At 35.9% G+C, this 25,097-nt stretch carries 22 protein-coding genes; 16 read left to right on the top strand and 6 right to left on the bottom strand.

Annotation, left to right across the window (positions count from 1 at the left end; all coding sequences use genetic code 11):
• Positions 1-135: 135 nt before the first annotated feature.
• Positions 136-1,164 carry a Holliday junction branch migration DNA helicase RuvB gene (gene ruvB, locus IPJ80_02150; GenBank protein ID MBK7912282.1) on the top strand — a complete coding sequence of 343 codons (1,029 nt, stop codon included), beginning with the start codon at positions 136-138 and terminating at the stop codon, positions 1,162-1,164.
• A gap of 121 nt (positions 1,165-1,285) precedes the next feature.
• Here the strand turns inward: ruvB and IPJ80_02145 are convergent, their stop codons facing one another.
• Positions 1,286-1,600 (bottom strand): DUF3467 domain-containing protein, encoded by a 315-nt coding sequence (locus IPJ80_02145; GenBank protein ID MBK7912281.1) that lies wholly within the window; start codon positions 1,598-1,600, stop codon positions 1,286-1,288.
• A gap of 37 nt (positions 1,601-1,637) precedes the next feature.
• Between IPJ80_02145 and IPJ80_02140 the strand changes: the two genes are divergently transcribed.
• Both IPJ80_02140 and IPJ80_02135 read left to right on the top strand, forming a co-directional pair.
• Complete coding sequence (locus IPJ80_02140; GenBank protein MBK7912280.1) at positions 1,638-2,453, top strand: class I SAM-dependent methyltransferase; 816 nt, start codon at positions 1,638-1,640, stop codon at positions 2,451-2,453.
• 1 nt (position 2,454) lies between these two features.
• The gene (locus IPJ80_02135; GenBank protein ID MBK7912279.1) at positions 2,455-3,681 is read left to right on the top strand and encodes a metal-dependent hydrolase; all 1,227 of its coding nucleotides are present in this window, start codon (positions 2,455-2,457) and stop codon (positions 3,679-3,681) included.
• Between the two features lie 38 nt (positions 3,682-3,719).
• On the opposite strand, the gene IPJ80_02130 is transcribed toward IPJ80_02135, so the two are convergent.
• Both IPJ80_02130 and IPJ80_02125 read right to left on the bottom strand, forming a co-directional pair.
• Positions 3,720-5,117, bottom strand: coding sequence for a cation:dicarboxylase symporter family transporter (locus tag IPJ80_02130; GenBank protein MBK7912278.1), 1,398 nt, complete (start codon positions 5,115-5,117; stop codon positions 3,720-3,722).
• Between the two features lie 7 nt (positions 5,118-5,124).
• Positions 5,125-5,766, bottom strand: a complete 642-nt coding sequence (locus IPJ80_02125) for a DedA family protein (protein ID MBK7912277.1) — start codon at positions 5,764-5,766, stop codon at positions 5,125-5,127.
• Between the two features lie 187 nt (positions 5,767-5,953).
• On the opposite strand from IPJ80_02125, the gene IPJ80_02120 reads away from it, so the two are divergent.
• Positions 5,954-6,460, top strand: coding sequence for a hypothetical protein (locus tag IPJ80_02120; GenBank protein MBK7912276.1), 507 nt, complete (start codon positions 5,954-5,956; stop codon positions 6,458-6,460).
• An 81-nt stretch (positions 6,461-6,541) separates the two neighbouring features.
• On the opposite strand, the gene IPJ80_02115 is transcribed toward IPJ80_02120, so the two are convergent.
• Genes IPJ80_02115 through IPJ80_02105 form a run of 3 tightly spaced genes read right to left on the bottom strand, consistent with a single transcriptional unit; the run spans position 6,542 to position 10,636 of the window.
• A complete protein-coding gene (locus IPJ80_02115; protein MBK7912275.1) occupies positions 6,542-7,210 on the bottom strand; it encodes a DUF4159 domain-containing protein in 669 nt (222 codons plus the stop codon).
• Entirely contained in the window at positions 7,207-7,914 is a 708-nt protein-coding gene (locus IPJ80_02110) for a 16S rRNA (uracil(1498)-N(3))-methyltransferase (protein ID MBK7912274.1), read from the bottom strand. The genes IPJ80_02115 and IPJ80_02110 overlap by 4 nt, the downstream gene beginning before the upstream one ends.
• A 1-nt stretch (position 7,915) precedes the next feature.
• The gene (locus tag IPJ80_02105) at positions 7,916-10,636 is read right to left on the bottom strand and encodes a 2-oxoglutarate dehydrogenase E1 component (protein MBK7912273.1); all 2,721 of its coding nucleotides are present in this window, start codon (positions 10,634-10,636) and stop codon (positions 7,916-7,918) included.
• A 464-nt stretch (positions 10,637-11,100) separates the two neighbouring features.
• Between IPJ80_02105 and mraZ the strand changes: the two genes are divergently transcribed.
• The 12 genes from mraZ to ftsA all read left to right on the top strand — a co-directional run bounded on the left by mraZ (position 11,101) and on the right by ftsA (position 25,047).
• On the top strand, positions 11,101-11,550 hold the full coding sequence (gene mraZ, locus IPJ80_02100) for a division/cell wall cluster transcriptional repressor MraZ (GenBank protein ID MBK7912272.1): 450 nt from the start codon (positions 11,101-11,103) through the stop codon (positions 11,548-11,550).
• A complete protein-coding gene (gene rsmH / locus IPJ80_02095) occupies positions 11,543-12,445 on the top strand; it encodes a 16S rRNA (cytosine(1402)-N(4))-methyltransferase RsmH (GenBank protein ID MBK7912271.1) in 903 nt (300 codons plus the stop codon). The genes mraZ and rsmH overlap by 8 nt, the downstream gene beginning before the upstream one ends.
• 10 nt (positions 12,446-12,455) lie before the next feature.
• The gene (locus IPJ80_02090) at positions 12,456-12,782 is read left to right on the top strand and encodes a hypothetical protein (GenBank protein ID MBK7912270.1); all 327 of its coding nucleotides are present in this window, start codon (positions 12,456-12,458) and stop codon (positions 12,780-12,782) included.
• Positions 12,782-14,893, top strand: coding sequence for a transpeptidase family protein (locus IPJ80_02085; protein MBK7912269.1), 2,112 nt, complete (start codon positions 12,782-12,784; stop codon positions 14,891-14,893). Before IPJ80_02090 ends, IPJ80_02085 begins: the two co-directional genes overlap by 1 nt.
• Positions 14,894-14,904: 11 nt before the next feature.
• A complete protein-coding gene (locus IPJ80_02080) occupies positions 14,905-16,365 on the top strand; it encodes a UDP-N-acetylmuramoyl-L-alanyl-D-glutamate--2,6-diaminopimelate ligase (GenBank protein ID MBK7912268.1) in 1,461 nt (486 codons plus the stop codon).
• A gap of 250 nt (positions 16,366-16,615) precedes the next feature.
• Positions 16,616-17,872 (top strand): phospho-N-acetylmuramoyl-pentapeptide-transferase, encoded by a 1,257-nt coding sequence (locus IPJ80_02075; protein MBK7912267.1) that lies wholly within the window; start codon positions 16,616-16,618, stop codon positions 17,870-17,872.
• Between the two features lie 3 nt (positions 17,873-17,875).
• Positions 17,876-19,189, top strand: a complete 1,314-nt coding sequence (murD, locus tag IPJ80_02070) for a UDP-N-acetylmuramoyl-L-alanine--D-glutamate ligase (GenBank protein ID MBK7912266.1) — start codon at positions 17,876-17,878, stop codon at positions 19,187-19,189.
• Positions 19,186-20,403 (top strand): FtsW/RodA/SpoVE family cell cycle protein, encoded by a 1,218-nt coding sequence (locus IPJ80_02065; GenBank protein MBK7912265.1) that lies wholly within the window; start codon positions 19,186-19,188, stop codon positions 20,401-20,403. Before murD ends, IPJ80_02065 begins: the two co-directional genes overlap by 4 nt.
• Entirely contained in the window at positions 20,375-21,478 is a 1,104-nt protein-coding gene (gene murG, locus IPJ80_02060) for an undecaprenyldiphospho-muramoylpentapeptide beta-N-acetylglucosaminyltransferase (GenBank protein MBK7912264.1), read from the top strand. The genes IPJ80_02065 and murG overlap by 29 nt, the downstream gene beginning before the upstream one ends.
• Before the next feature lies 1 nt (position 21,479).
• Positions 21,480-22,859, top strand: coding sequence for a UDP-N-acetylmuramate--L-alanine ligase (locus IPJ80_02055; protein ID MBK7912263.1), 1,380 nt, complete (start codon positions 21,480-21,482; stop codon positions 22,857-22,859).
• Positions 22,856-23,647 carry a hypothetical protein gene (locus IPJ80_02050; GenBank protein ID MBK7912262.1) on the top strand — a complete coding sequence of 264 codons (792 nt, stop codon included), beginning with the start codon at positions 22,856-22,858 and terminating at the stop codon, positions 23,645-23,647. Before IPJ80_02055 ends, IPJ80_02050 begins: the two co-directional genes overlap by 4 nt.
• Positions 23,648-23,676: 29 nt before the next feature.
• Entirely contained in the window at positions 23,677-25,047 is a 1,371-nt protein-coding gene (ftsA, locus tag IPJ80_02045) for a cell division protein FtsA (protein MBK7912261.1), read from the top strand.
• The last annotated feature ends 50 nt before the right edge of the window (positions 25,048-25,097 follow it).

Genomic DNA, 25,097 nt, shown 5'->3' with positions numbered 1-25,097 from the left:
AAGATGGTCTTTAGATTCAGGATGAAGACGTCTATTAGCAATTTATTAAAGACATAATTTACCTAGATTCAAGGTGTTATTGGCATTTGCCTGTTGAAAACTGTATTTTTGCAGAAAGTTTAGGAGAAAATCACGATGCGTAACCCAAATCTGGATGGAGATGCCCAAAATCTGAATATCGATGACAAGCAAGTCGAACGGGCCTTACGTCCTAAAGAATTACTTGATTTTACCGGTCAGGAATCGGTTGTAGATAATTTAAGAATTTTTATTGCAGCAGCTAAACTAAGAGGCGAAGCTTTGGATCATGTCTTATTGCATGGGCCACCAGGTTTAGGAAAAACAACCTTATCACATATCATTGCCAATGAATTAGGGTCTGATTTAAAAATGAGTTCTGGTCCGGTGCTCGAAAAACCTGGAGATTTGGCAGGATTGCTGACAAATCTGCAAGAAGGGGATGTTCTGTTTATAGATGAAATACACCGACTGAATACGGTAGTTGAAGAATACCTCTATTCTGCTATGGAGGATTATCGGATCGATATCTTGATAGATACTGGTCCAAGTGCCCGGTCAATCCAGATTAATGTAAATCCATTTACCTTAATTGGCGCAACAACCCGTGTGGGAATGCTAACCGCCCCTCTTCGTTCTAGATTTAGTATTACCTGCCACCTCGATTACTACAATCACAAACAATTGGAAATTATCTTGAGGCGTTCCGCTCAGATTTTGCAAATTCCATTTGAAGAAGAAGGCATTCAGGAAATTGCCCGCCGAAGCAGAGGCACTCCTCGAATTGCTAATGCACTATTGCGAAGGATTCGTGATTTTGCTCAAATTAAAGGAAATGGAAACCTGACTGCAGAAATCGCTTCTTTCGGATTAAATGCTTTAAATGTAGACAGCTTAGGTTTGGATGAAATGGACAATCGAATATTAAGTTCAATTATTGAAAAATTTAATGGGGGTCCGGTTGGTTTATCAACCATAGCCACAGCTGTTGGGGAAGAAGCTGGAACGATTGAGGAAGTTCATGAGCCCTTTTTAATAATGGAAGGGTTTATTCAACGCACTCCAAGAGGCCGCATTGCAACTCCAAAGGCTTTTCAACATATGGGGTATCCAGGCGGGAATAGTAACCCTGGGCTATTGTTTTAATGGTCTCCCTAAACAACCATGCAAAGGCAACGATATTGTTTAAACTATAGAAAATCTTCCTTTAATTTTAGCAAGCTGAAAGCGCTGGAACCTAGAGGAATCGTATAGAGTTACCTGACAATTAAGCTTGAGCAGTAGGCGTATTAAATGACATCGGTGGCATCATTTGAGGTTCAGGATCAAGGATTACACCATATTGATTTTCATACTTAGATAAATTATCATTGAGTGCTTTTAAAAGTCTTTTGGCATGCTGCGGTGTGAGCACGATGCGCGATTTTACTTTTGCTTTAGGTACATTTGGCATCAACCTTATAAAATCAACTACAAATTCGGAATGAGAATGTGATATAATGGCTAAATTCGAATAAATACCTTCTGCTATTTCTTCAGTTAACTCAATATTTAATTGGTTTTGGTTATTTTGTTCTTCCATGGTTTTTAATTTTAGGCAAATTTAATGAATTCAGTGTATGACAGAGAAACGGTTTTTAGATCAGGCTTATTTTGATGAAAATAGTGAATCCTGGGATAAGCGTGTTGCAATTCATGAAAAGTCATCATTCTATGACTTAAATGGATTTTTAAATGGGAATAATAGTCTAACTGAGATAGAACAAACAGAATTAGGAGATGTTTCGGGAAAGCGTCTTTTGCATCTTCAATGTCATTTTGGAATGGATACGCTTTCATTAAGTCGTTTGGGTGCCGATTGCGTTGGTATTGATTTTTCCAGAGAGGCTATTTTAAAAGCACGATCTTTAAACGAACAATTAAAATTGAATGGTAGTTTTTATGAGTCGAATGTGCTCGATGTTTTAGACTTAGGACTTGGTTTATTTGATATTGTCTTTACAAGTTATGGTACCATTTGTTGGTTGCCGGATTTAGATCAATGGGCTTATGTAATTGCAAAATCACTCCATAAAAATGGCATGTTTTATTTTGCGGATTTCCACCCATTACTTTATTTATTTGATTTTAATTCCAAAGAAATTCGATATTCTTATTACAATTTAAGAAAACCATATACCGAAATTGAAACAGGAAGTTATGCAGAAGTGAATGATCCATCAACATTTAAGTCGCATTTTTGGTCTCATTCAATAGATGAAATCATTGGCGTTTTATTGAAAAACAAACTTGAAATCAAACAATTAAATGAGATAGATTATTCTCCTTACAATTGCTTTCCAAATTTAAATCCTATTGGTAAAAATAGATTTAGATTTGAATTAGAACATACGAGCCTTCCGCATGTTCTATTAATCAAAGCATTTAAAAAGTAACATGGATTCAATAACTCAGGTAATTCTTGGCGCAGCTTGCGGAGAAGCAGTTTTGGGTAAAAAAATAGGAAACCGCGCCATGATTTGGGGAGGAATTGCCGGAACGATACCCGATTTGGATGTTGTCGCCAATTTGGTTTCAGACCCTTTAACTGCTTTAGCATTTCACAGAGGACCGATGCACTCTTTGTTATTTGCCTGCGTTGTACCCTTTATTTTAGGGCCCTTAATTAAGAAATTGTACGACAGGAATTGGCCAGAACGACGGGCATGGAAAATTGCCGGATATTCAATCGGACTGTTACTTTTTGTTTTTGTAAGTATCCTGATTACATTACTTGCTAATTTATTTACCGGAGGGATCGCGTGGTGGAGTATTTTATTTTTTAGCAGCTTAGGAATCCTGTTTTTTTACTACAGATACCAGCAGGTTTTTAAACAAGTCAATGTAGTTGAACAAGCATCAAAATGGGAGTGGATCCATTTGTTTTTCTGGGCCATTTTCACACATCCCATTTTAGATATGTTTACAACCTTTGGAACGCGCCTTTTTTGGCCATTTAGCGATGTCAGGGTAGCGATTTCCAGTGTATCCATTGCAGATCCATTCTATACAATTCCGTTTGCAGTTTTTTTGTTATTAGCTGCTTTGCAAAATCGACTGAGCATCTGGAGAAGGTATTTTTATCGAACAGCCGTAATCGTCAGTTCGATTTATTTTGTTTTTACCCTTTACAACAAACAGAAGATTGATACATTATTTGAGAACAGTTTAAAAATGAATCAAATTGAATGTGAAAAGTATATGACGGTTCCTACCATATTAAATAATTTCCTCTGGTTTAATATTGCTAAAAAGGGAGATCAGTATCATTATGCATACTATTCCATTTTTGATGAAGAAGATACAATAGGTCCATTGGCTACCGTGAATGGGAATCACTCGCTGTTTAATCCTTATAGAGATCAAGATGTTGCGAAATGCCTTCCCTGGTTTAGTAATGATTTTTATAAATTGTCTGCTAAAGATTCTGGAACTTTAATTTATTATGATTTAAGGTATGGTGCTACAGGCAATAATTTGAATTCTGATGATGATATCGTATTTAAATTTATGCTGAGAGATAGCTCCGGAAAATTAATGATGGATAAATCACAACCTCAACCAGAAAATAATCGGGATCAAATCGATAAATTTAAAAGGCGCATCGTTGGAATTAAGGATTAAACCAAAGTCCTCAATTTGCTCCTAGAGGCTACTCTTAATTAAATAGGATGATCTATTTCCTGCCAGCGATCTCCGGATTTAGGAATATGAAGTTCATTTTCCCATTTACCTACCACTGCGGTAGCTAAACAATTGCCTAAGGTATTTACAGCAGTGCGTGCCATATCCATCAAAGCATCAATTCCTAGTATAGCGGCGATGGGCCAATCAGGTAAACCAAAACTGGCAGCCATTCCTGCAAGTATTACCAAAGATGCGCGAGCGACCCCTGCAACTCCTTTACTGGTCAACATCAAGGTGAGTAACATAATGATTTGCTGACTAATACTCAACTCGATTCCAGCAGCTTGTGCAACAAAAATAGTTGCCAACGCGAGATAGAGTGTTGAGCCATCCAAATTAAAACTTAGACCTGTTGGTAATACAAAAGCCACAACTTCTCGGGAGACTCCAAATTTTTCCATATTCTCCATCGCTACTGGTAATGCTGCTTCTGAGCTGGCAGTTCCAAATGCTATGGTAACGGGTTGGGCTGCATGGGATAAAAAGCGTTTGATAGGAATTTTAAAAAACAACGCAATAGGGAGTAAGACACCAAGTATAAAAACAAACAATGCACAATACAAGGTTGCAAGCAACAAGAGTAGGTTTTTTAAAACATCAATACCCATATTGGCAATGGTATAAGCAATTGCACCTGCAACAGCAAATGGCGCTAAATACATGATCAAATCTGTAACTTTAAACATGACTGCTGAAAGGGATTCAGCAAAATCCAATATGGGTTTTTTCTTTTCATGTTTTATTTTCATTAAGGCAACTGCAAAAAGAACACAGAATACTACTATTTGCAACACTTGACCTTCAGCGATCGATTTTATAAAATTTTCAGGAAAAATATGCATTACAATATCTTTCCAACCCTGTGCTTTTGCAACTTCAGGAAGTTTTTCAGAATTGTTTAATGCCTGAATACCAACTCCGGCTTTACTAATATTGATCGCAACCAATCCGATAATAAGCGCTAGTGTTGTAACAACTTCAAAATAGATAAGCGATTTTAAGCCTAGTCGTCCCACCTGTTGTGTATTAGAGTGTCCAGCGATCCCAACAATCAAAGTCCCAAATAACAATGGGGCAATAATGCATTTAATTAATTTAATAAAAATTTTGCTAAAAATATTTAATTCTATTCCGATTGCCGGAAAGTCATAACCAATTTCAGCGCCAATTAACATGCTGACAAAAATCCAAAGGGTCAGACTTTTTTTAGGTAATGCATAGAGTATAAGTACACAAATTCCTAACCACCGTAAAGATCCTGTAACTTGATCGGAAATATCAAGATCTATAAAAAACAGAATACACGAGACTAATGCGCAACCACTGGCAATCCATAAAAATAATTTTTGGAATTTACTAAGTTTAGAAATCATATTGTTGCTATTTTTTTGAATGTATCCATGCAGAAATTAAACCGATTAACATAGGCAAAACGGATAGAATCAGAATTGCTAAAACTATAATAGAGAAATTTTCTTTTACTACAGGAATATTTCCAAATAAATAACCAACACCTACAACAGGAATTATCCATAATAATGCACCTGCTACATTGTACACAGTAAATTTATACGAATCCATTTGACTAATGCCCGCAACAAATGGAACAAAGGTTCTAATAAATGGAATGTATCGGCCTATAATGAGTGCTTTTCCGCCGTGTTTTTCATAAAACAAATGTGTTTTATCCAGATAATCTTTGCGAATGTATTTTCGATCTTTCTCAAAAATTCTGGGTCCAAAATATTTTCCAATTGTAAAATTGACTTGATTTCCTAATACAGCACCAAGAATACAAATTAAACACAGAACAAAAAGGTTCATATTACCTGTAGCAGCCATCGTCCCAGCAGCAAACAATAAGGAATCTCCTGGCAAAAAAGGTGCTATGACTAATCCTGTTTCACAAAATAAAATTAGAAATAAAATAATATAGATCAGGATTCCATAGGTCGCAACGAGTTCCGACAAATGACTATCTATATGTAAAATAAAATCAATCAACTGATTTATCCAATCCATACTGCACATTTTAGGCTGTAAAGATAGACACAATTCAAGCCCAGCATAAATTATTAAAAACTATATATAAAGGATGCAAATTTATAAAGCCTTGATTTTAAATTAAATATATTTATAATTTGTAAAATATTGGTTATCAATATTATAATATAAATTTAGTAACTTTGTAACTCCCAATAATCTTGATATGGAACAAGCTGTTCAAACACTAAAAAATCTTCGCAAGGGACTTATACAGGAGCCCTCCAAAGACTTGCTCTTAGCATTATTAATTGCAGTCATTGGTTTAACTGGCAGTTATCTGGTATTAGGTAAATCTATTCTTTCACCTTCTGAATCTAATTTTCAAGGGAATTCTCAAGTCGATTACAGTAAGTTAAAGGCAAAGGACCTATGGTTAGAAAATGTACAGAAGAAGGCAGACGAGTTGCATATTGAAAATCTAAGCATTCAAGGAAATATGACCGTAGGAGGCATTATAAGAATTAACAATCTCGCATTTGATGCTCAAAAAATTTATAGAATTGATTTTGGAAATGGAATTCAACATCAAATGACATCTCAGGTCATGAGCATGCGATATACCAGTCCAGGTATTTATCTTGTACAGTGTTATTTGCAGCAGGAAAACCAGTGGCTGTTGATTTCAGCAACCAGCATCAATATAAAGGAAGATAAGAACAGATCTTATTAAGTTGCTTTATTACTATCGAAATTTAAAGATTCGATGGTTTAAAAAGTTTTAATTTCGGTAGATTCCTAAATGATACAATGATTATTGTATAAATACATATTGAATAATATTTGCACCCATACGAAGTGCCTGTAATCTCTTTTCTTCAGGATCTTTATGCACTTCCGGATCTTCCCATCCATCTCCCAGATCACATTCATAACTATAAAAACATACCAATCGTCCTTTGTATATCAATCCAAAGCCCTGTGGTGGTTTTTTATCATGCTCATGAATTTTTGGTAAACCGGCAGGGAAATTAAATTTTTGTTGATAAATAGGATGACTAAAAGGTAATTCAATAAAATCAAGTTCAGGAAATACTTTTTTCATACTTGGTCGAACATATGGATTCAAACCATAATTATCATCGATATGTAAAAACCCACCACCTATTAAATAGGTTCGCAAATTTTGTGCATCAAAATCACTAAATACCACATTGCCATGGCCAGTCATATGGACAAATGGATAATTAAACAACTCTACACTTCCTACTTCAACCGTAGCATAGTTTGGATCAAAATTTGTATGCAGCTCTTTGTTGCAAAATTTTGCAAGATTAGTCAAAGAGGTGGGATTTGCATACCAGTCACCTCCACCATTGTATTTCAATAAGGCTAGTTTTAATGGCAAAGAATTTTTAGGTGTAAAAGAAATGAAACCTGTGGTAAAAATCAGAGCAAGTAGAATAGTAGATAAATGTTTCATTGATTACGAATTGTTTGTAAAATGAGTAAGGCACTTAAGCCGGCTGTTTCTGTTCGCAGTCTATAGTCTCCCAATGAGACCGGAATGAATCCGGTTTCTTTGGCCAACTGAATCTCTTCCAATGTAAAGTCTCCTGCGGGTCCGATTAGAACGACCGCATCTACTTTTGGATTGTACGTATTTCCTAAAAATAGTTTTGAGTCTGACTCGCAATGTGCAATAAATCGTTGGGACAAGGAAGCGCATCCTTTGACAAATATTTTAAAATCAACCAGTTCATTTATTTCAGGTCGTAATGGGCGCAAGGTTTGTTTCGCTGAACTGGTAATGATTTTATCCAGGCGATCCAGTTTTATTTTGTTATTCTCAGTTCGTTTGCAATGAATCGGTACAATTCGATGAACTCCACATTCAACAGACTTTTCAACAAACCATTCAAAACGATCCATTTGTTGGGTAGGACTTATAGCAATGGTGATTCGATGTTCTCCTTTTTCTTCTTTTTTAAAAATGGATTTAATTGAAACATAAGCTTCTGATTGGTTAATTTCAGTGAGTGTACCCTCATAGATTAATCCATTAAAATCGGTGACTAAGACCAAGTCTCCAGCTTTATGTCTGGTTACACGGATACAATGATGATATTCGTTCTCCTTGAGAATAAATTTACTTTCAGATAACTTCGTTCCTACAAAAAGATCCATATTAATTAAATGCAGCTTGTAGAATCTCTTTCAATTGGGCATCATGGATTTTTTTAAATCCAACAGCTGAAGAAGCACTGGCTGGTCTGCAAATCATCTCCAATTTATTTTTGTTCAGTTTTGTTTGAATATAGCTGGCAGCGCCCATGTTGGCCGGTTCTTCCTGAACCCAACTGAGTCGCGCTGTTTTATGCTTGTTAAGAATTTTATCTAGCTGAGCTTGTGGGAATGGATAGAGTTGTTCAATGCGTACAATCATGCAATCTTCTAATTTTAATTCTTCGCGTTTTGCTTTTAAATCATAATAAATTTGACCTGAACAAAGTAAAATGCTATTTACCTCTGAAGATATTTTATCCACAAGAATTTCTTTGAATGTACTACCTGTTTTAAATTCCTCTAATTGCGAATGACATTCCGGATGTCTGAACAAAGATTTTGGCGACATAACAATTAGTGGAATTCTAAAATTCCAAAGCAATTGTCGTCTTAGAAGATGGAAAAAATTGGCAGGCGTACTCACATTTACTACTACAACATTTTGTTCAGCGCAATTTTGTAAAAACCGTTCAAGTCTGGCTGAAGAGTGTTCGGGGCCCTGCCCGTCATATCCATGGGGTAGCAATAAGACCAGTCCACTCATTCGATTCCATTTACTTTGCGCAGTTGTAATAAACTGGTCTGTAATAACCTGAGCGCCATTTGCAAAATCTCCAAACTGTGCTTCCCAAATCACCAATTGATTGGGTGAGGCTAAAGAGTATCCATACTCAAATCCCAGTACGCCAAATTCAGATAATAATGAGTTATAAATAAAAAAATGGGCTTGTTGATCAGACAATTTTGATAATCTGTTGTAATCTTCATTTGTGATCGCATCAAATAAGATGGCATGTCTATGTGAAAACGTACCTCTTTTTACATCCTGCCCACTCAGTCGCACATTTTTTCCTTCAACCAATAAACTGGCATAAGCCAATAATTCAGCGAGCGCCCAATCCGTTTTATTAGTAGATATGAGTTGTTCCCAATTTTGGAAGAGTCTTTTTATTTTTGGTAAAGGGTTAAAATCTTTTGGAATTTCAAGTATGGAATTTAAAAGAGACTTGATTTGTTCCATAGAAATTCCAGTATCTGGATTTTTATCAAAATCTTTGGCTTCTATCTTATTTTTCAAACTTCTCCAAGCCAGCTCGGGCTCTTGATAGGTATAAGGTAAAGGGTTTTGTTTTACCTGGTCCAGTCGTTCCTGAAGCAAATTCCAAAAGGTTTTTTCCATATCCTGAGCCAGCTGGGCTTGAAGATCTCCACGTGATTCCAATTCTTTGATGTAAAGTTCACGTACGTTTGGATGTTTACTGATAATCTCATACATCCCCGGTTGCGTAAATTTTGGATCATCGCCTTCATTGTGTCCGTGTCTCCGATAACACACCATATCAATAAAAATATCCGAATTAAATTGTTGGCGATATTCAGTTGCTAATTTTGCGGCATAATAAACTGCTTCAGGATCATCGCCGTTTACATGAATAACAGGTGCCTGTATTACGGATGCTACAGAACTTGAATACGTTGAAGAACGCGCATCGTCAAAGTCTGTTGTAAATCCAATTTGATTATTAATTATAAAATGGATCGTGCCACCCGTATAGTATCCAGGTAATTGAGACATTTGGATCGTTTCATAAACTATACCTTGACCAGCAATTGCGGAATCTCCATGAATCAAAATAGGCAGTATCTTATCATAATCAGAATGGTACAATATATCAGCTTTTGCTCTGGATAAACCACATGCCACGGGATCAACTGCTTCAAGATGTGAGGGATTGGGTGCAAGTTTTAATTGCACCATCTTACCGGAATCTGTTTGAATCTGCGAAGAAAAGCCTAAATGATATTTTACATCGCCACTTCCAAAGCTAATGTCAGGAATAGCATTTCCTTCAAACTCATTGAAAATTTGTTCATACGTTTTGCCAATAATGTTAGCCAAAACATTTAAGCGACCTCGATGCGCCATTCCAATGATTAGTTCTTCTACACCAAGGGATGCGCTGGTTTCAATAATGCAATCCAATGCGGGAATGGTGCATTCACCCCCTTCAAGTGAAAATCGTTTTTGACCTACGTATTTCGTGTGCAGAAATTTCTCAAAAATGACCGCTCCATTTATTTTTTCAAGAATGCGTTTTTTGGTTGTAAGATTCAGGTTAAAATCGACAACCGGAATGCGTTCTTCAATTTTTTGTTGAAACCAATTTCGTCGTTCATTGGATTCAATGTATGTAAATTCATATCCGATTTTTGAACAGTAAATGGATTTTAACTGCTCTAAAATTTCTGACAAGGATGCATTTGGCAAATTGAGATGTTTTCCTGCTTCAAAACGAAGATTTAAATCATCCGGGCTCAATTCAAAATCTTCCAGATCTAATTGCGCGTTTCGATCTTTTCTTTTTCGAATCGGGTTTGTATCAGACAGTAAGTGGCCCCGCGATCGGAAATCTTGAATTAATTGATAAACCTTTAGTTCTTTTTCAAATTGGTTTATGTTTTGCTGGGTTTCTCCGTCTGGATTGTGCTGTTTAGCAAAATCAAACCCTTTGAAAAATGCCTTCCAGGAAGGATCTAATGCTTCTGGATTATTCAAATACGTTTGGTATAGTGAATCAATAAAATCAGGGTTTGCATTATTTAAATATGAAAAGTCCTTCATAGGTGAATATAACAATTAAGGATGCGCAAAGTTACCAGCAGCAAGGTATTTTAGCTTGGATATCCTCTTGAAAGATCCTCGTTCCCACAGGTTCCCACCTATTTATCTGAAAAATTGAGATTAAAGTAAAGGGCATTAAGCGACAAAACCCTTATTGTGCAGGCATTACCCCTAAATTCAGACAGATATATGTGAATAAATCATATTTGTTTATTGGCTATTTCAAATATTTTATATATTTTTAAATAGCTAATGTATAAGATGTGAAATATTAATCACCTATATATTATGATTATAGTAAATCTAATTGCTTGATTTTCAACGAATTCAATAATACTGGGTTTAATTGTTGATTATCAATGGAATGTATATTAAAAAAAAAATTATTTTTTTTGTGGCGAAAAGTGGTAAAATGTGGAAATTGTTTCTACATTTGTACCAAGGAAACCAACTGAGCTAAAAAAATGTACAATCTAAGCGGTGAGTACGAAGTCAGATTAGACGAAAAGAGCAGACTACGGCTGCCCACTGCTTTGAGCGCCCAAATAGGTGAAAGTCCATTAAAGCTTGTTGTTAACCGAGGATTTGAAAAGTGTTTGCTCCTCTACCCGGAGTCAGTCTGGGTCGAAAAGACGAAGGAAGTCAATCAACTTAATCAATACGTAAGAAAAAACAGAGAATTCGCCAGGTACTTCTTTAGAGGTGCTACGCAATTGTTGACCGATGCGTCTGGACGCATTTTGATTCCAAAGCTCTTGCAAGAGCATGCCGGAATAAATCAAGATGTTGTTTTGTTAGCATATCATCAACATGTGGAAATCTGGTCCAGAGAACACTATCTAAAGATGGTGGCAGAAGAACCAGAGAATTTTGGAGAATTGGCAGAAGATGTATTTGGACATAAAGATGTCTGAGCCGGATAAATTATATCATCACATCCCGGTATTGCTTAAAGCATCGGTGGATGAATTGATAACAGATCCTGATGGTATTTATATAGATGTAACTTATGGTGGTGGAGGTCACAGCAATGAAATATTAAGTCGCCTCAGCAAAAAAGCGAAACTGTTTTCTTTTGATAAAGACCCCAAAGTTGCTGAGCATTTACCGGCTGACAAGCGGTTTGAATGGATTTATTCTGACTTCAGGTACTTAAAGAAGTACATGGATTATTTTGAAATAAAACAAGTGGATGGAGTTTTAGCAGATCTTGGGCTTTCTTCGCATCATATCGATGAATCAGATCGCGGTTTTTCTATTTTTTCGGAAAAACCTTTTGATATGCGAATGAACACCCGGCAAACCCGAACAGCTTACCATATTTTGAAAACGTATTCCGAAAGCCAATTGGAAGCAATGATTAAAAATTATGGTGAGTTGACAAATGCAAGGTTACTTGCTAAACAGTTGGTTATTGCAAGATCTAAATTCAATTTTAATTCTTGTAAAGAAGTTTCAGATTGGGCAATGGGTTTTGCGTATGGAAATAAGATAAAATTTCTTGCGCAATTGTTTCAATCTTTTCGAATTGAAGTGAATCGTGAAATTGAATCTTTGAAAAACCTGTTAGATCAGGCATCCACAATGATTAAACCGGGAGGTCACATGGTGGTTATAAGTTACCACTCTTTGGAAGATCGTTTAGTAAAACAATGGTTTAAAAATGGTAAAACGGAAGACACATTTGAAGTAAATCAAAATGCAACTTTTATACCAAAGTATAAACATGCAATACTACCGGACGAACATGAAATTAAAAGGAATTCACGCGCTCGTTCTGCAAAAATGAGAGTAGGAATTAAACAATAAAATTATAAACATGAATCCAATAAATACAACTGAAACTGGCAGGAAATACGGGACTGTAAGCAGTATGATTTTTTGGAAAAATAAAATGTATTTTCTCTTTTTACTGGGCATTATGTTATTGTACATCGCAAATGTTCAGTACTCAGAATTTCGTATTCGCAAAGCGCAAATACTTGAAAAAGAAATAACTCAATTGAAGTGGAATTACTGGACTATGAAATCAGGAATGATCTTCAATGGAATGGAAGAACAAGTCGGAAAAAAAGTTTCCGAAACGGAGTTAATCATTAAAGATGAAGCTCCAAAAATATTAATCCAGCAAGGACAGAAAAATTAATGGATCGCCGGAAAGAATTTTTAATCAGAGTCTATGTAGTATTAGCAGTTTTTGCGCTAATAGCAGGCGTACTGATGTGGAAGGCGTTTACAATCAATGTGGTCCAAGGTGACGGGTGGAGAAAGAAAGGAAAAGAATTGTATTTTTCTTTAATGCCGGTCAAAGCGGAACGCGGAAAAATTCTTGCTGAAGATGGAAGTCCATTGGCGACTTCCCAACCGATCTTTGAAATCAGGATGGATACTAGAGCATCCGGTCTTACACAGGAACTGTTTAATAGACATGTTGATTCTCTTGCTGACAATTTGCAACGGTTTCTGTACCCAGAAAAGTCGAAACAGGCAATTAAAAATGTGCTTGTTTCAGCCAGGAAAAAATCAGACCGGTATGTCTTAATAGCACGCAATTTGAATTATGACCAAATGGTCACTGTAAAAGGTTTCCCCTTGTTTAGATTAGGTCCAAATAAGGGTGGTATGATTACAATAACAGAAAATCGACGGGAAAAACCTTATAAAAATTTTGCTAGCCGAACGATTGGATTGGATCGTGAAAACGCAGAACCAATCGGTTTGGAAAAATCATTCGATCAGTTTCTCAAAGGCCACGAAGGCCAACGAGTCATGCGTAAAGTGGGTCCAAATATTTACATACCTGTAAATGGCTTGGAGGAATTGACAGCAAAAAAAGGGAATGATATTGTAACTACATTAAATCCAGGTATTCAAGAAATTGCAGAATTAAGTTTAGCAGATGCGATCACAAAGCATCAGGCTGAAGAAGGATGTGCAATTGTAATGGATGTAGCAACCGGTGCAATAAAGGCAATTGCAAATTTATCTTGGAATAATGCCGGCGAATTGGTTGAAAATTACAATTACGCTATTGGAAAATCAAGCGAACCGGGTTCTACATTTAAACTTGCAAGCTTGATTGCTTTACTCGAGGAACGAACTGTCGATACCAGTACTGCAGTTGACTTAAATGGAGGGGCTTGTAGATTCTATGATCGGATTATGAAAGATTCCAAAATGCATGGAGTTGGAAAGTCTGATTTAACTTATTCTTTCATTCAATCTTCTAATGTAGGTATTTCTAAAATTGCAGCTTCTGTTTTTGAAAATAATCCAGCCCGTTTTGTGAATTACCTGAAACGATTTGGGTTAAGTACAAAAACAGGCATTGAACTCGATGGCGAACCTTCACCTCTTATCAAAGATCCTCAAAAGAATAAAGACATGTGGTATGGAACCACTTTGCCCTGGATGTCGGTAGGATATGAGTTGCAACTCACTCCATTACAAATTTTAAACTTTTACAATGGAATTGCAAATGGAGGAAAGGTAATGAAACCCTATTTAGTAAGTGATATTTTAAATGGCAATCATACAGTTAAACATTTTGATCCGGTAGTACTTCGGGATTCAATCATTTCTGAATCCACACTAAACAAAGTGTTTGAATTAATGAAACAGGTTGTGGAAAAGGGAACAGCAAAAAACATTAAAAGTGATGTTTATTCAATTGCTGGTAAAACGGGTACTGCTGTTTCAAATTATTTTGAAAAAGGCTCCGAGAAGAAAAATTACCAATCATCGTTTGCAGGTTTTTTTCCAGCAGATGATCCAAAATTTTCTTGCATCGTTGTAGTATATAATCCTCAGGAAGCTGGATTTTATGGTTCTGAGGTTGCTGCACCGGTTTTTAAAAGAATTGCTGATCGATGCATGCGAACTGTTTTTACAAAAACAGCAGCTATAAACTTGATTCCGAAATCAACTCCAGTCAATGAACGATTGCCTGTAGGAAATAAAGGATTTGCTAAGGATTTTGAAATGGTTTTTAAACACATAGGGTTACCATTGCATCAAAAAGAACAGTCAAAATGGATTGAAACAAGCACGGGTGAAGACGGAGTTTATACTGTAGATTGGAATTTCGATGGTAAGCTTATGCCGGATTTACGTGGAATGGGATTGCGTGATGCAATGTATGTGATGGATGGCTATGGTGTAAAATTAATACCACATGGAATTGGAAAAATTACAACACAGAGTATCAGTCCTGGTTTGCAAATTAGTAGCAAATTAGTTGAATTATATTTAGAATAAAAAAATGTTCTTTGAAAAGTTTGGGAAATCTTCTATCGGGCATTGCAGGTTTTGAATTAAAAGGTCCTGTTGATAAAACGATTGATGGATTTGAGTTTGATTCAAGGCATGCAAAGAGAGGAATTGTATTTGTAGCCCGGAATGGAGTTCAATTTGATGGTCATGATTTTATAGAGTCAGCCATTCATCAAGGTTGTGAAGTAATTATTTGTGAGAAGTTTCCAGCGAATTGTATTGAAACCATTTGTTATATAAAAGCAAATTCGATACCAGATTTGTTGGCCGAAATAATGCACAGGTTTTATGACTTCCAATTGCATGGAATTCAATTGATAGGTGTTACCGGAACCAATGGAAAAACAACGATTGCAAGTTTACTGTTTCAATTGTTTACAAAATTGGGATTTAAATGTGGTTTGTTGTCAACGGTAGAAAATATTTTGGTTGATGAGGTTATACCAGCAACACATACAACACCTGATCAAATACGTTTGTATGAATTGCTGCATAAAATGGTTCAGAAACAATGTGCTTATGTTTTTATGGAAGTGAGTTCACATGCTTTGGATCAAGGTCGGGTTACAGGTTTGAATTTTTGTGCCGGGATCTTTACTAACATAACGCACGATCATTTGGATTATCATAAAACATTTAAAGCATATATAGCGGCTAAGAAATTGTTTTTTGATCGGTTACCAACCAATTCATTTGCCTTAATTAATTCGGATGATCCGAATGGATGGGTCATGGTTCAAAATACAAAAGCACGAAAAGTTAGTTATGCCATGTCAGGATTGGCTGATTATAGAGCCAGAATTCTTGAAAATGGTTTTGATGGCTTGCATTTAAAGTTTAATGAGCAAGAATGGCATGCCAGGTTGGTTGGAGAATTTAATGCATATAATCTTTTAGCAGTTTATGCATGTGCTATAGAACTTGGTTTTGCAGGAGAAGAAGTGTTATTAAAAATGTCAGAATTGTATCCTCCTCAAGGTCGTTTGGATTGGATACGTAATGAGCAAACTGGTAAAATAGGCATTGTAGATTATGCACATACACCGGATGCTTTGGATAAAATATTAAAAGCAATTAAGAGTATCCGGAATGTGGATCAAAAAATTATAACTGTTATAGGTTGTGGAGGTGACAGAGATACAAAAAAAAGGCCCGTCATGGGAAGTATTGCTTCTGTTGAAAGTGATTTAGTGATTTTAACATCAGATAATCCGAGGTCTGAAGATCCGGATCAAATAATAAAACAAATGGAATCAGGTATTCCTGAAAATAGAAAAAAGATCTATTTGATAATTGAAGATCGTTCCCAAGCAATTAAAACAGCTTGTACTCTTGCCGCAGCAAATGATATTATTTTGGTTGCTGGAAAGGGACATGAAAATTATCAAGAAATCAAGGGCAAAAAGTTTGCTTTTGATGACAAACAAATTTTGAAAACATATTTGTTAAACTTATAAAAGAAAATAGAGTAGGTTCTATTATCATTCTCAGGTTGGTTTTAACAGATACAGCAGGTGATTGTGACCAACGGGATCAGATCCCTGCTGTACTGTTAATCTTAATGGGATCAAATGGTGAATTAAACGACAGTCGTATTGAAATGAGAAAAGGCATTTCTGAATTAATTGTCGTTTAATTTAACCTCAAATTTTATTGGTATTAAAATTTTTATAGCATATTGGGAAATCCCAAACTAATAAATAAGGAATGTTATATTACTTATTTCAATTTACAGAAAAATTATTTCACCTTCCAGGTGGTAGGCTCTTTCAATATATTTCTTTTAGGGCTGGTCTTGCAATAATTTTATCCCTTATAATTTCAATGGTTTTTGGTAATCGGATCATCCGATTGTTGAGAAAATTACAAATAGGAGAAACGGTTCGTGATCTTGGATTGGATGGTCAAAAGCAAAAGGAGGGTACCCCAACTATGGGCGGTATTATTATTATCCTTGCTATTTTAATTCCTTGCTTGCTTTTGTGTAAATTAGAAAATGTGTACATCCAGGTCATGTTATTCACTACAATCTGGATGGGTTTGATAGGATTTGCTGATGATTATATAAAAGTATTTTTAAAAGATAAAGAAGGCTTAAAAGCCATTTTTAAAATTCTTGGTCAGGTTGTTTGTGGATTAGTTATTGCTTTGGTCATGCTTTACCATGAGAAGGTATTGGTCAGAATGCCTAAAGCAGAAGCTTTAAAAATGAAATACACCGTCGAAGAAGAGTTTACCACATGGGACGCTATTCGGAATCAGACCCATGAATATGTTTATGTAAAAACGCAACTTACAAATGTTCCATTTCTGAAGGGGAATCGCTTTGATTACTATTGGATTTCAGAATTTTTTGGAGACAATAATCATCTTTGGATGTGGCTTATTTTTATACCTATAGTGATATTTATTGTTACTGCAGTTTCAAATGCAGCCAATTTAACAGATGGTTTGGATGGATTAGCCACGGGTGTTTCTGCAATCATTGCAATTACGCTGGCCATTTTAGCTTATGTTTCTGGAAATGCAATTGTTGCAGATTATCTGAACATTTTTTATCTGCCATATAGTGGAGAACTGGTAGTGTTTTCTGCAGCTTTCCTTGGCTCATGTATTGGGTTTTTATGGTATAATTCATTTCCTGCAAAAGTTTTTATGGGGGATACAGGCAGCCTTGCAATTGGGGGCATCATTGCTGCACTTGCAATTTTACTTAGAAAGGAATTATTGATTCCCTTATTCTGTGGCGTATTCTTCGTAGAAAATCTTTCTGTTGTTTTGCAAGTGAGCTACTTTAAATATACTCGTAGAAAATATGGGGAAGGTAAACGTATTTTTCTAATGTCTCCATTACATCATCATTTTCAAAAAAAGGGAATGCATGAAGCAACTATTGCCGTTAGATTCTGGATCATAACTGTAATCTTATCTGTACTTACCATCATTACACTAAAAATCAGATAAGCCATGTTGTTAATAATAGGAGCGGGTGAAAGCGGTATCGGAGCAGCATTGCTGGCAAAAAAGTTAGGAATGATCGCATTGGTGAGTGATGCAAATCTCATTCGGGACTCGTTTAAAAATGAATTAATTTCAAGTGAAATAGATTTTGAAGAAGGAGGACACCAAATGGCTTTTGAGATTACACCAGAATTTGTGGTTAAAAGTCCAGGAATTTCCGATCAGACCGAAATCATTGAACATTTTTCAAAAAATGGAGTTGAAATCATTTCTGAAATTGAATTTGCTTATCGCCATTGTAACGCATTTATCATTGGTGTAACCGGTAGTAATGGAAAAACGACCACTACAAATCTGATATATCACATATTGGTTACTGCAGGAAAAAATGTAGTCAAAGCAGGAAATGTTGGGCACTCTTTTGCAAGGGCCTTGAGTCAGAAAAACTGGGAATTTGTTGTTCTGGAACTTAGCAGTTTTCAATTAGACGGTATTAAAAAATTTAAACCGGATATAGCAGTCCTGTTAAATATTACTCCGGATCATCTGGACAGATACCAGAATAGTTTTGAAAAATATGTAGCTTCCAAATTTAGAATCACCTTAAACCAGGATTCGAAAAACCATTTTATTGTATATGGAAACGATGAAGCTATAAAAAATTATTTGTTATTGCATCCATCAAATGCAAAGACACTAAACTGTATTCCGGAATTAACAGATTCTGAGGATTTGCTGGAAAACAATTTGCCAATTTTAAATTTAAACCGTTCAAGTTTAAAGGGAAAACACAATGCAATTAACGCCTTGTGCGCGGTTAAGGCAGCAAAGCTTTTAGATATTGCGGATGGAATCATTCAAGAAGCTATTGATAGTTTTGTGAATGACCCACATCGCCTGGAGTTTGTAGTTTCTATAAATGGAGTTGATTTTATTAATGATAGCAAAGCAACCAATGTTGATTCTGTATTTTGGGCTTTGGATGCAATGAAAAAACGGGTGGTATGGATCGCTGGAGGTCAAGATAAAGGAAATGATTATACCGTCTTGGAGCCATTGGTTAAGAAGAAAGTAAGTTCATTAATTGCGATGGGAGTAGATAACCGTAAGTTACTGGATGCATTTGGAAAGATAATTCCTACGATTAGAGACACACATAACCTGGAAGATGCTGTCAAAAATGCAATGGAGTGCGCACAGGAAGGAGATGTAGTCTTGTTGTCACCTGCTTGCGCAAGTTTTGATTTATTTAAAAACTATGAAGACAGAGGTACACAATTTAAAGAAGCTGTTAGAAAACTGAAAGTTCTGCAATTATGACATTGGATATTAGTGAATTAAAAAATAGAATATTAAGTCCAAATTTTATCTGGACTTTGATTTTTTTTCTGGTAGCAATATCATTGGTTGCAGTATTTAGTGCGTCTGGAAGCATTACAAAATATGATACAGATAACACCAGTTTTTTTCTTGGAAGACACGTTAGTTTTATCCTGGTCGGCTTATCCATGATTTGGCTATTTAGTAAAATTGACTATCGGTTATTTAATCGATGGGCACCTGTGTTGTTGATTTTAACCATTGCATTGCTGATTCTTACTTTTTTTATTGGGGTTAATGTAAATGATGCGAAAAGATGGTTGAATATACCCATCATCAACATGACGTTTCAAGTTTCTGACTTAGCAAAATTGGCATTGATTCTCTATCTGGCCCGCTCTATTTCTGATAAACAAGATGTTATAAAAGGTTTTAGATCTGCATTTGTTCCTATTATGTTACCAATACTTATTGTGTGTGGTCTCATAGCGCCTTCAAATTTAAGTACTGCTGCAGTTTTATTTGCAGGATCTATAGGGATGATGTTTGTTGGCCGCATTGATATGAAATATATTTTAATTCTGGCTGGCTTGGGTATTTTGTTGCTGGTTATTTTATTGTGGGTAGAAACCGTGTTTCCTGGTTTAACCAGAGCAGAAACCTGGGTTGCTAGAATTACCCGATTCTGGTATGGATCAGAAGATGACTATCAAATCGAACAAGCTAAAATTGCAATTGCAAACGGGAACATCCTGTTGCCAAATCCTGGAAAAAGTTTACTGCGAAATTTTATTCCTTATTCATACGCAGATTTTATCTATCCTATAATATGTGAAGAATGGGGTTTGATTCTTGGAGCATTCGGAGTAATTTTAATTTATCTTTTATTGCTATTTCATTGTGTTGGAATTGTTAGCAATACCACACGAGCGTTTGGTGCTTTGCTTACGATTGGGATAGGAATTAATATGGTGACCCAGGCATTTGCAAATATTGCGGTAGCACTGGGATTGGTTCCGGTCACGGGATTGCCATTACCATTTATAAGTATGGGTGGAACGTCGCTGGTTTTTACAAGTATCTCATTAGGAATGATTATAAGTGTTAGCAAACATATTCAAAATTTGAAATTGGAATCTGAATCAAGTGATAAAGCAGAATATATGTGGCGGGATCAGGAGCTTAATGAAATTCAAAATGAAGTTGCTAATTAGTGGAGGTGGTACGGGTGGACATGTATTTCCTGCAATTGCTATTGCGGATGCTGTAAAATATTTAAATCCGGAAGTGGATATTTTATTTGTTGGGGCATTGGGGAAATTGGAAATGACCAAAGTACCTGAAGCCGGATATAAAATAATCGGACTTCCAATTCGTGGATTTAATAGGAAGTTGAGCTTGGAAAATTTAAAATTTGGATACCGTTTAATAAAAAGCATGTGGATGGCTTTTAAAATAATTAAAAATTTTAAACCCGATGTAGTTCTGGGAGTGGGTGGCTATGCCAGCGGACCAGTATTGCGTATCGCCTCATGGCTTGGAACTACCACAATGATTCAAGAACAAAATTCATACCCGGGTATTACAAATAAATTACTTTCCAAAGCGGCATCTAAAATATTTGTAGCCTTTAACGGTATGGATAAATATTTTGATGGTGCTAAAATTATTTTCACAGGAAATCCAATACGGAAAGATCTCATTCGTGTGAAAGATAAATCAGAAGGATTGATCCATTTCAATTTAGTACCTGAAAAAATAACAATTGGTGTTTTGGGTGGAAGTTTAGGTGCAGGTGCTATCAATCAAGCCATGTTGAATTGTTACGAATCAATACTAAAGAGATCAGACATTCAGTGGATTTGGCAAACGGGTGAATCGTATAAAGATAAAATAGCACAGCATCCGATTGCTAATTGCAAACAAGTAAATGTATTGGCATTTATTGATCGAATGGATTTATTTTATGCTGCTTGCGACATCGTGGTATCTCGTGCGGGAGCTTTAACACTTGCTGAACTCAGTGTACAAGCTAAACCTTGTATTTTAATCCCGTCTCCTAATGTTGCAGAAGATCACCAACGAAAGAATGCACGGGCATTTGTTGAAACTGGAGCTGCGCTGATGATTGAGGATTCAGATTTGTTAAATAAGTTTTGGGCTGGTATTGTGAGTTTAACTGAAGATTCAGGAAAAAGAAAACAAATGAGTGAGCAACTCTTGAATATCAGTAAGCCTATGGCAGCTCAAGAGATTGCAAAATATATTGTTGATTCTAAAGCGGTTTAATTTGTATAAAAATTTATATTTTATAGGAATTGGTGGAATCGGCATGAGTGCCCTGGCTCGTTATTTTAATCAGCGGGGTGTTGTAATTTATGGTTATGACAAAACAGAAACAGAATTAACACGCCAATTGGAACAGGAAGGCATGTTGATTCATTATGAAGATCGACCGGATTTAATACCTCAATCATTGGATATGGTAATACTTACACCGGCAGTGCCTAATGATTTAAAAGAATTCCAAACGATTCTTGAGCGAAACATTCCTTATCTAAAGCGGTCACAGGTTTTAGGGCAAATTACAGCAGGAAATAAAAATATTGCTGTCGCAGGAACCCATGGAAAAACCACAACGAGTAGCTTATTAGCTCATTTGATATATTGTGCCAACACACCTATGACCGCATTTTTAGGAGGAATTGCGGTTAACTATCAATCAAATTATTTAGATACAGGAGATGATTGGATGGTAGAAGAAGCAGATGAATACGATCGCTCGTTTTTACAATTGAGTCCTGACCTTGCTGTTATTGGATCATTGGATCCTGATCATCTTGATATTTATGGGACACATGAAGCAATGATTGAAACGTATCTGGAATTTGCAAGGAAAATCAAACCAAATGGGTTGCTGCTTTTAAGTGATACTATACCAAAACAAGTTCAGGATCAATTTAGAAATCAACTTCAATCCATAAGAATAAAAACCTATGGAACCGGTCAATCTGATCATCGTTTTGAAGTAGTTGGAACTGATTCTGGGTGGATGCTGTTTAATTATATTAGAAATAATTATAATATGAGTAACTTGCGCCTTCGAATGCCTGGAAATCACAATCTTAGAAATGCAGTTGCAGCAATTGCCCTGGCCGAGGAATTAGGGATTTCTCAGGAAAGCATTCGAATGAGTCTTGAAAATTTTAAAGGCATTAAAAGAAGATTTGAGTGGATTGAAGAATCAAATGGGCTTGTATTGATAGATGATTATGCACATCATCCGGAAGAATTGAGAGCAGCAATAGAAGCCTGTCGTTCAATTTATCCTGGAAGAAACATTACAGGAATATTTCAGCCACATCTTTACAGCAGAACCAGAGATTTTTTACATGAATTTGCACATGTTTTAAGTCAATTGGATCAGGTGATTTTAGTTGAATTGTATCCGGCAAGAGAACCGGCTATTTTAGGAATCAGTTCTGAAACCATTTACAATCTGCTGACAGTAGATTCAAAATATTTAACCACAAAGAAACAGTTACCGGAATTGTTGCGCACCCTTAAGTTGGATGTAGTGATGACATTGGGTGCTGGTGATCTGGATATGATGCAAAATGAAATTAAACATGCAATTTTTGAGAAAGCAGCCATAAATAATTTACAATGAATGGGAGATTAAAGGGCTTGTTGATAATTTGTGTAAACCTGACCATCGTGTTAGCAATTGCTGCATTGTGGATGCAGGCTATTCGTAAACAAAGAAATGAACGATCTGAAGGAATTCGGGTGCAAATTATTTCAGAAACATCAGCAGACACTTTAATTTCAACAAAGGAAGTTTATAGTTGGTTATATAATTTTTATAAAAAAGATCCTCGGAAAATGCCAGTGCGTAGTTTAAATCTGGTAAAGTTGGAGGAATTTATTAATAGTCAGGATTTGGTAAAGAGATCTGATATTTATTTGGACAGCAAAGAGCATTTAAATATAGATATTTATCAACGACACCCAATTATTCGGATCAGTGATATTCAGGGAAATCAATTTTATTTGGATGAAGAGGGTTATAAAATTCCAGTTTCATTAAAGTATACCACACGTGTAATTGTTGCAACCGGCAATCTGTCTGTGGTGCCTGGCAAATCGCTTGATAAAAAAACAAGAAGTTATTATTCAGGACTTTTGGATGTTGCGAAAGCACTGAAGAAGGACACATTTGCAAATTCATTGATCGAGCAAATTTATTTGGATGAAAATGGTGAATTTACATTGATACCAAAAATTGGAAATGAACGGATTTTTCTTGGAAATTCAGAAATACTTGAAGATAAATTGATGAGATTAAAATTATTCTATAAAGAGAATATGGGCAGACAAGGTTGGAATGTTTACCAATTGGTCAATCTTAAATTTAAAGGGCAAGTTATTGGAAAAAAATTACAGCAAGAGAGCTGAGCTAATATTAATAAATTAAAATTTGTATTATGGAAACCATACTCAATCCGAATCCTGAAATCGTAGTTGCACTGAACATCGGTTCAAATAAAGTGCTTGCAATTGTCGGCAAGAAAAACATCCTCGGTAAAATGGAAATATTGGGTTCTGGGAAAGCACCCTGTGATGGAGTCGTTCGTGGAGTTGTAACCAATATTGATAAAACTGCTAAAGCAATTGGAGATGCCATTGATCTTGCTGAGAAAAAGTCAAAGCAATTGATTGAAACAGTTTTTGTAGGTATTGCAGGAGATCATATAAAAAGTATGCACCATCAGGGTGTTTTATATCGGGACGATCCTAAAAAGGAGATAACACAAGAAGACATTGACCGGCTCAGTCAGGATATGTATAAAATTCCTTTGGCACATGGTGATAAAATTTTGCATGTGTTGCCACAAGAATTTTTGGTTGATCATAATGATCCTTGCATGGACCCAATTGGAATGTCGGGTTCTCGTCTTGAATCAAATTTTCATATCATCACAGCAAATTCAGATGCCTTGGAAAATTTAATGCGTGCAGTGGATAAAGCGGGCTTAAGTGTTTCTGGATTTATTTTGGAATCTTTGGCTACTGCGGATGCTGTTTTATCAAAAGAAGAAAAAGCAGGCGGAGTTGTATTGGTCGATATGGGTGGAGGTACTACGGAAGTTTCAATTCACCTTGAAGGAATTATTCGCTATACTTCTGTGATTCCTTTAGGATCCAATGTAATTACAAAAGATATAAAAGTTGGATGCAGTGTGTTGCCCGAGCAAGCTGAAAAATTAAAAGTTCGTTTTGGATCGGCCTTGGCTGATGAAATTGTGGATAATCGCGTGATTACTATACCCGGACTCATGGGGCGTGAACCAAAAGAAATTTCAGAGAAAAACTTAGCCCGAATCATACAATCACGTGTGGAGGAATTATTCGAATATGTAATGTGGGAAATCAGACGAAGTGGTTTTGAAAACAGTTTGATTGCCGGAATGGTATTAACAGGTGGAGGATCAAAATTAAGAGATATTGAATTGTTGGCGGAATTGCAAACCGGTCTTTCTACCCGGATTGGAGAACCACTTGAAAATAAAATTTCATTGTTTGACCAGGAATATGCACATCCCTCGTATGCAACCGCAATTGGGATATTGTCGGATGCACTAAAAAGGGTTACGCCACATCTACCGGTAGAAATACCCGAGCGCAAGACTACGGCAGAGATTATGGATCTGCAGGAAGACGACGAACCGGTATTTGCTGAAGTGGAACCCCAAGCAAACCAGTCTAAAGAACTGAGTTGGATGGGAAAAATCAATACAAAAATCAAAGATTCCCTCTTTACCTTTTTCAAAGAGAACCCAGACAATGAGTTTTAGGATTAAAATAAATTATATATAAAAAAAAACTATAATTTATTTTTATTTTT

The sequence above is a fragment of the Saprospiraceae bacterium genome (assembly GCA_016714025.1).
GTDB lineage: Bacteria > Bacteroidota > Bacteroidia > Chitinophagales > Saprospiraceae > Vicinibacter.
Note: the sequence above shows the minus strand (reverse complement) of the source record. Positions and strands in the feature narration are given on the sequence as shown.

Coding starts and splice junctions, on each gene's coding strand:
- ruvB (MBK7912282.1), top strand. CDS start 136: ATGCGTAACCCAAATCTGGATGGAGATGCCCAAAATCTGAATATCGAT.
- IPJ80_02145 (MBK7912281.1), bottom strand. CDS start 1,600: ATGGAAGAACAAAATAACCAAAACCAATTAAATATTGAGTTAACTGAA.
- IPJ80_02140 (MBK7912280.1), top strand. CDS start 1,638: ATGACAGAGAAACGGTTTTTAGATCAGGCTTATTTTGATGAAAATAGT.
- IPJ80_02135 (MBK7912279.1), top strand. CDS start 2,455: ATGGATTCAATAACTCAGGTAATTCTTGGCGCAGCTTGCGGAGAAGCA.
- IPJ80_02130 (MBK7912278.1), bottom strand. CDS start 5,117: ATGATTTCTAAACTTAGTAAATTCCAAAAATTATTTTTATGGATTGCC.
- IPJ80_02125 (MBK7912277.1), bottom strand. CDS start 5,766: ATGGATTGGATAAATCAGTTGATTGATTTTATTTTACATATAGATAGT.
- IPJ80_02120 (MBK7912276.1), top strand. CDS start 5,954: ATGGAACAAGCTGTTCAAACACTAAAAAATCTTCGCAAGGGACTTATA.
- IPJ80_02115 (MBK7912275.1), bottom strand. CDS start 7,210: ATGAAACATTTATCTACTATTCTACTTGCTCTGATTTTTACCACAGGT.
- IPJ80_02110 (MBK7912274.1), bottom strand. CDS start 7,914: ATGGATCTTTTTGTAGGAACGAAGTTATCTGAAAGTAAATTTATTCTC.
- IPJ80_02105 (MBK7912273.1), bottom strand. CDS start 10,636: ATGAAGGACTTTTCATATTTAAATAATGCAAACCCTGATTTTATTGAT.
- mraZ (MBK7912272.1), top strand. CDS start 11,101: ATGTACAATCTAAGCGGTGAGTACGAAGTCAGATTAGACGAAAAGAGC.
- rsmH (MBK7912271.1), top strand. CDS start 11,543: ATGTCTGAGCCGGATAAATTATATCATCACATCCCGGTATTGCTTAAA.
- IPJ80_02090 (MBK7912270.1), top strand. CDS start 12,456: ATGAATCCAATAAATACAACTGAAACTGGCAGGAAATACGGGACTGTA.
- IPJ80_02085 (MBK7912269.1), top strand. CDS start 12,782: ATGGATCGCCGGAAAGAATTTTTAATCAGAGTCTATGTAGTATTAGCA.
- IPJ80_02075 (MBK7912267.1), top strand. CDS start 16,616: ATGTTATATTACTTATTTCAATTTACAGAAAAATTATTTCACCTTCCA.
- murD (MBK7912266.1), top strand. CDS start 17,876: ATGTTGTTAATAATAGGAGCGGGTGAAAGCGGTATCGGAGCAGCATTG.
- IPJ80_02065 (MBK7912265.1), top strand. CDS start 19,186: ATGACATTGGATATTAGTGAATTAAAAAATAGAATATTAAGTCCAAAT.
- murG (MBK7912264.1), top strand. CDS start 20,375: ATGAAATTCAAAATGAAGTTGCTAATTAGTGGAGGTGGTACGGGTGGA.
- IPJ80_02050 (MBK7912262.1), top strand. CDS start 22,856: ATGAATGGGAGATTAAAGGGCTTGTTGATAATTTGTGTAAACCTGACC.
- ftsA (MBK7912261.1), top strand. CDS start 23,677: ATGGAAACCATACTCAATCCGAATCCTGAAATCGTAGTTGCACTGAAC.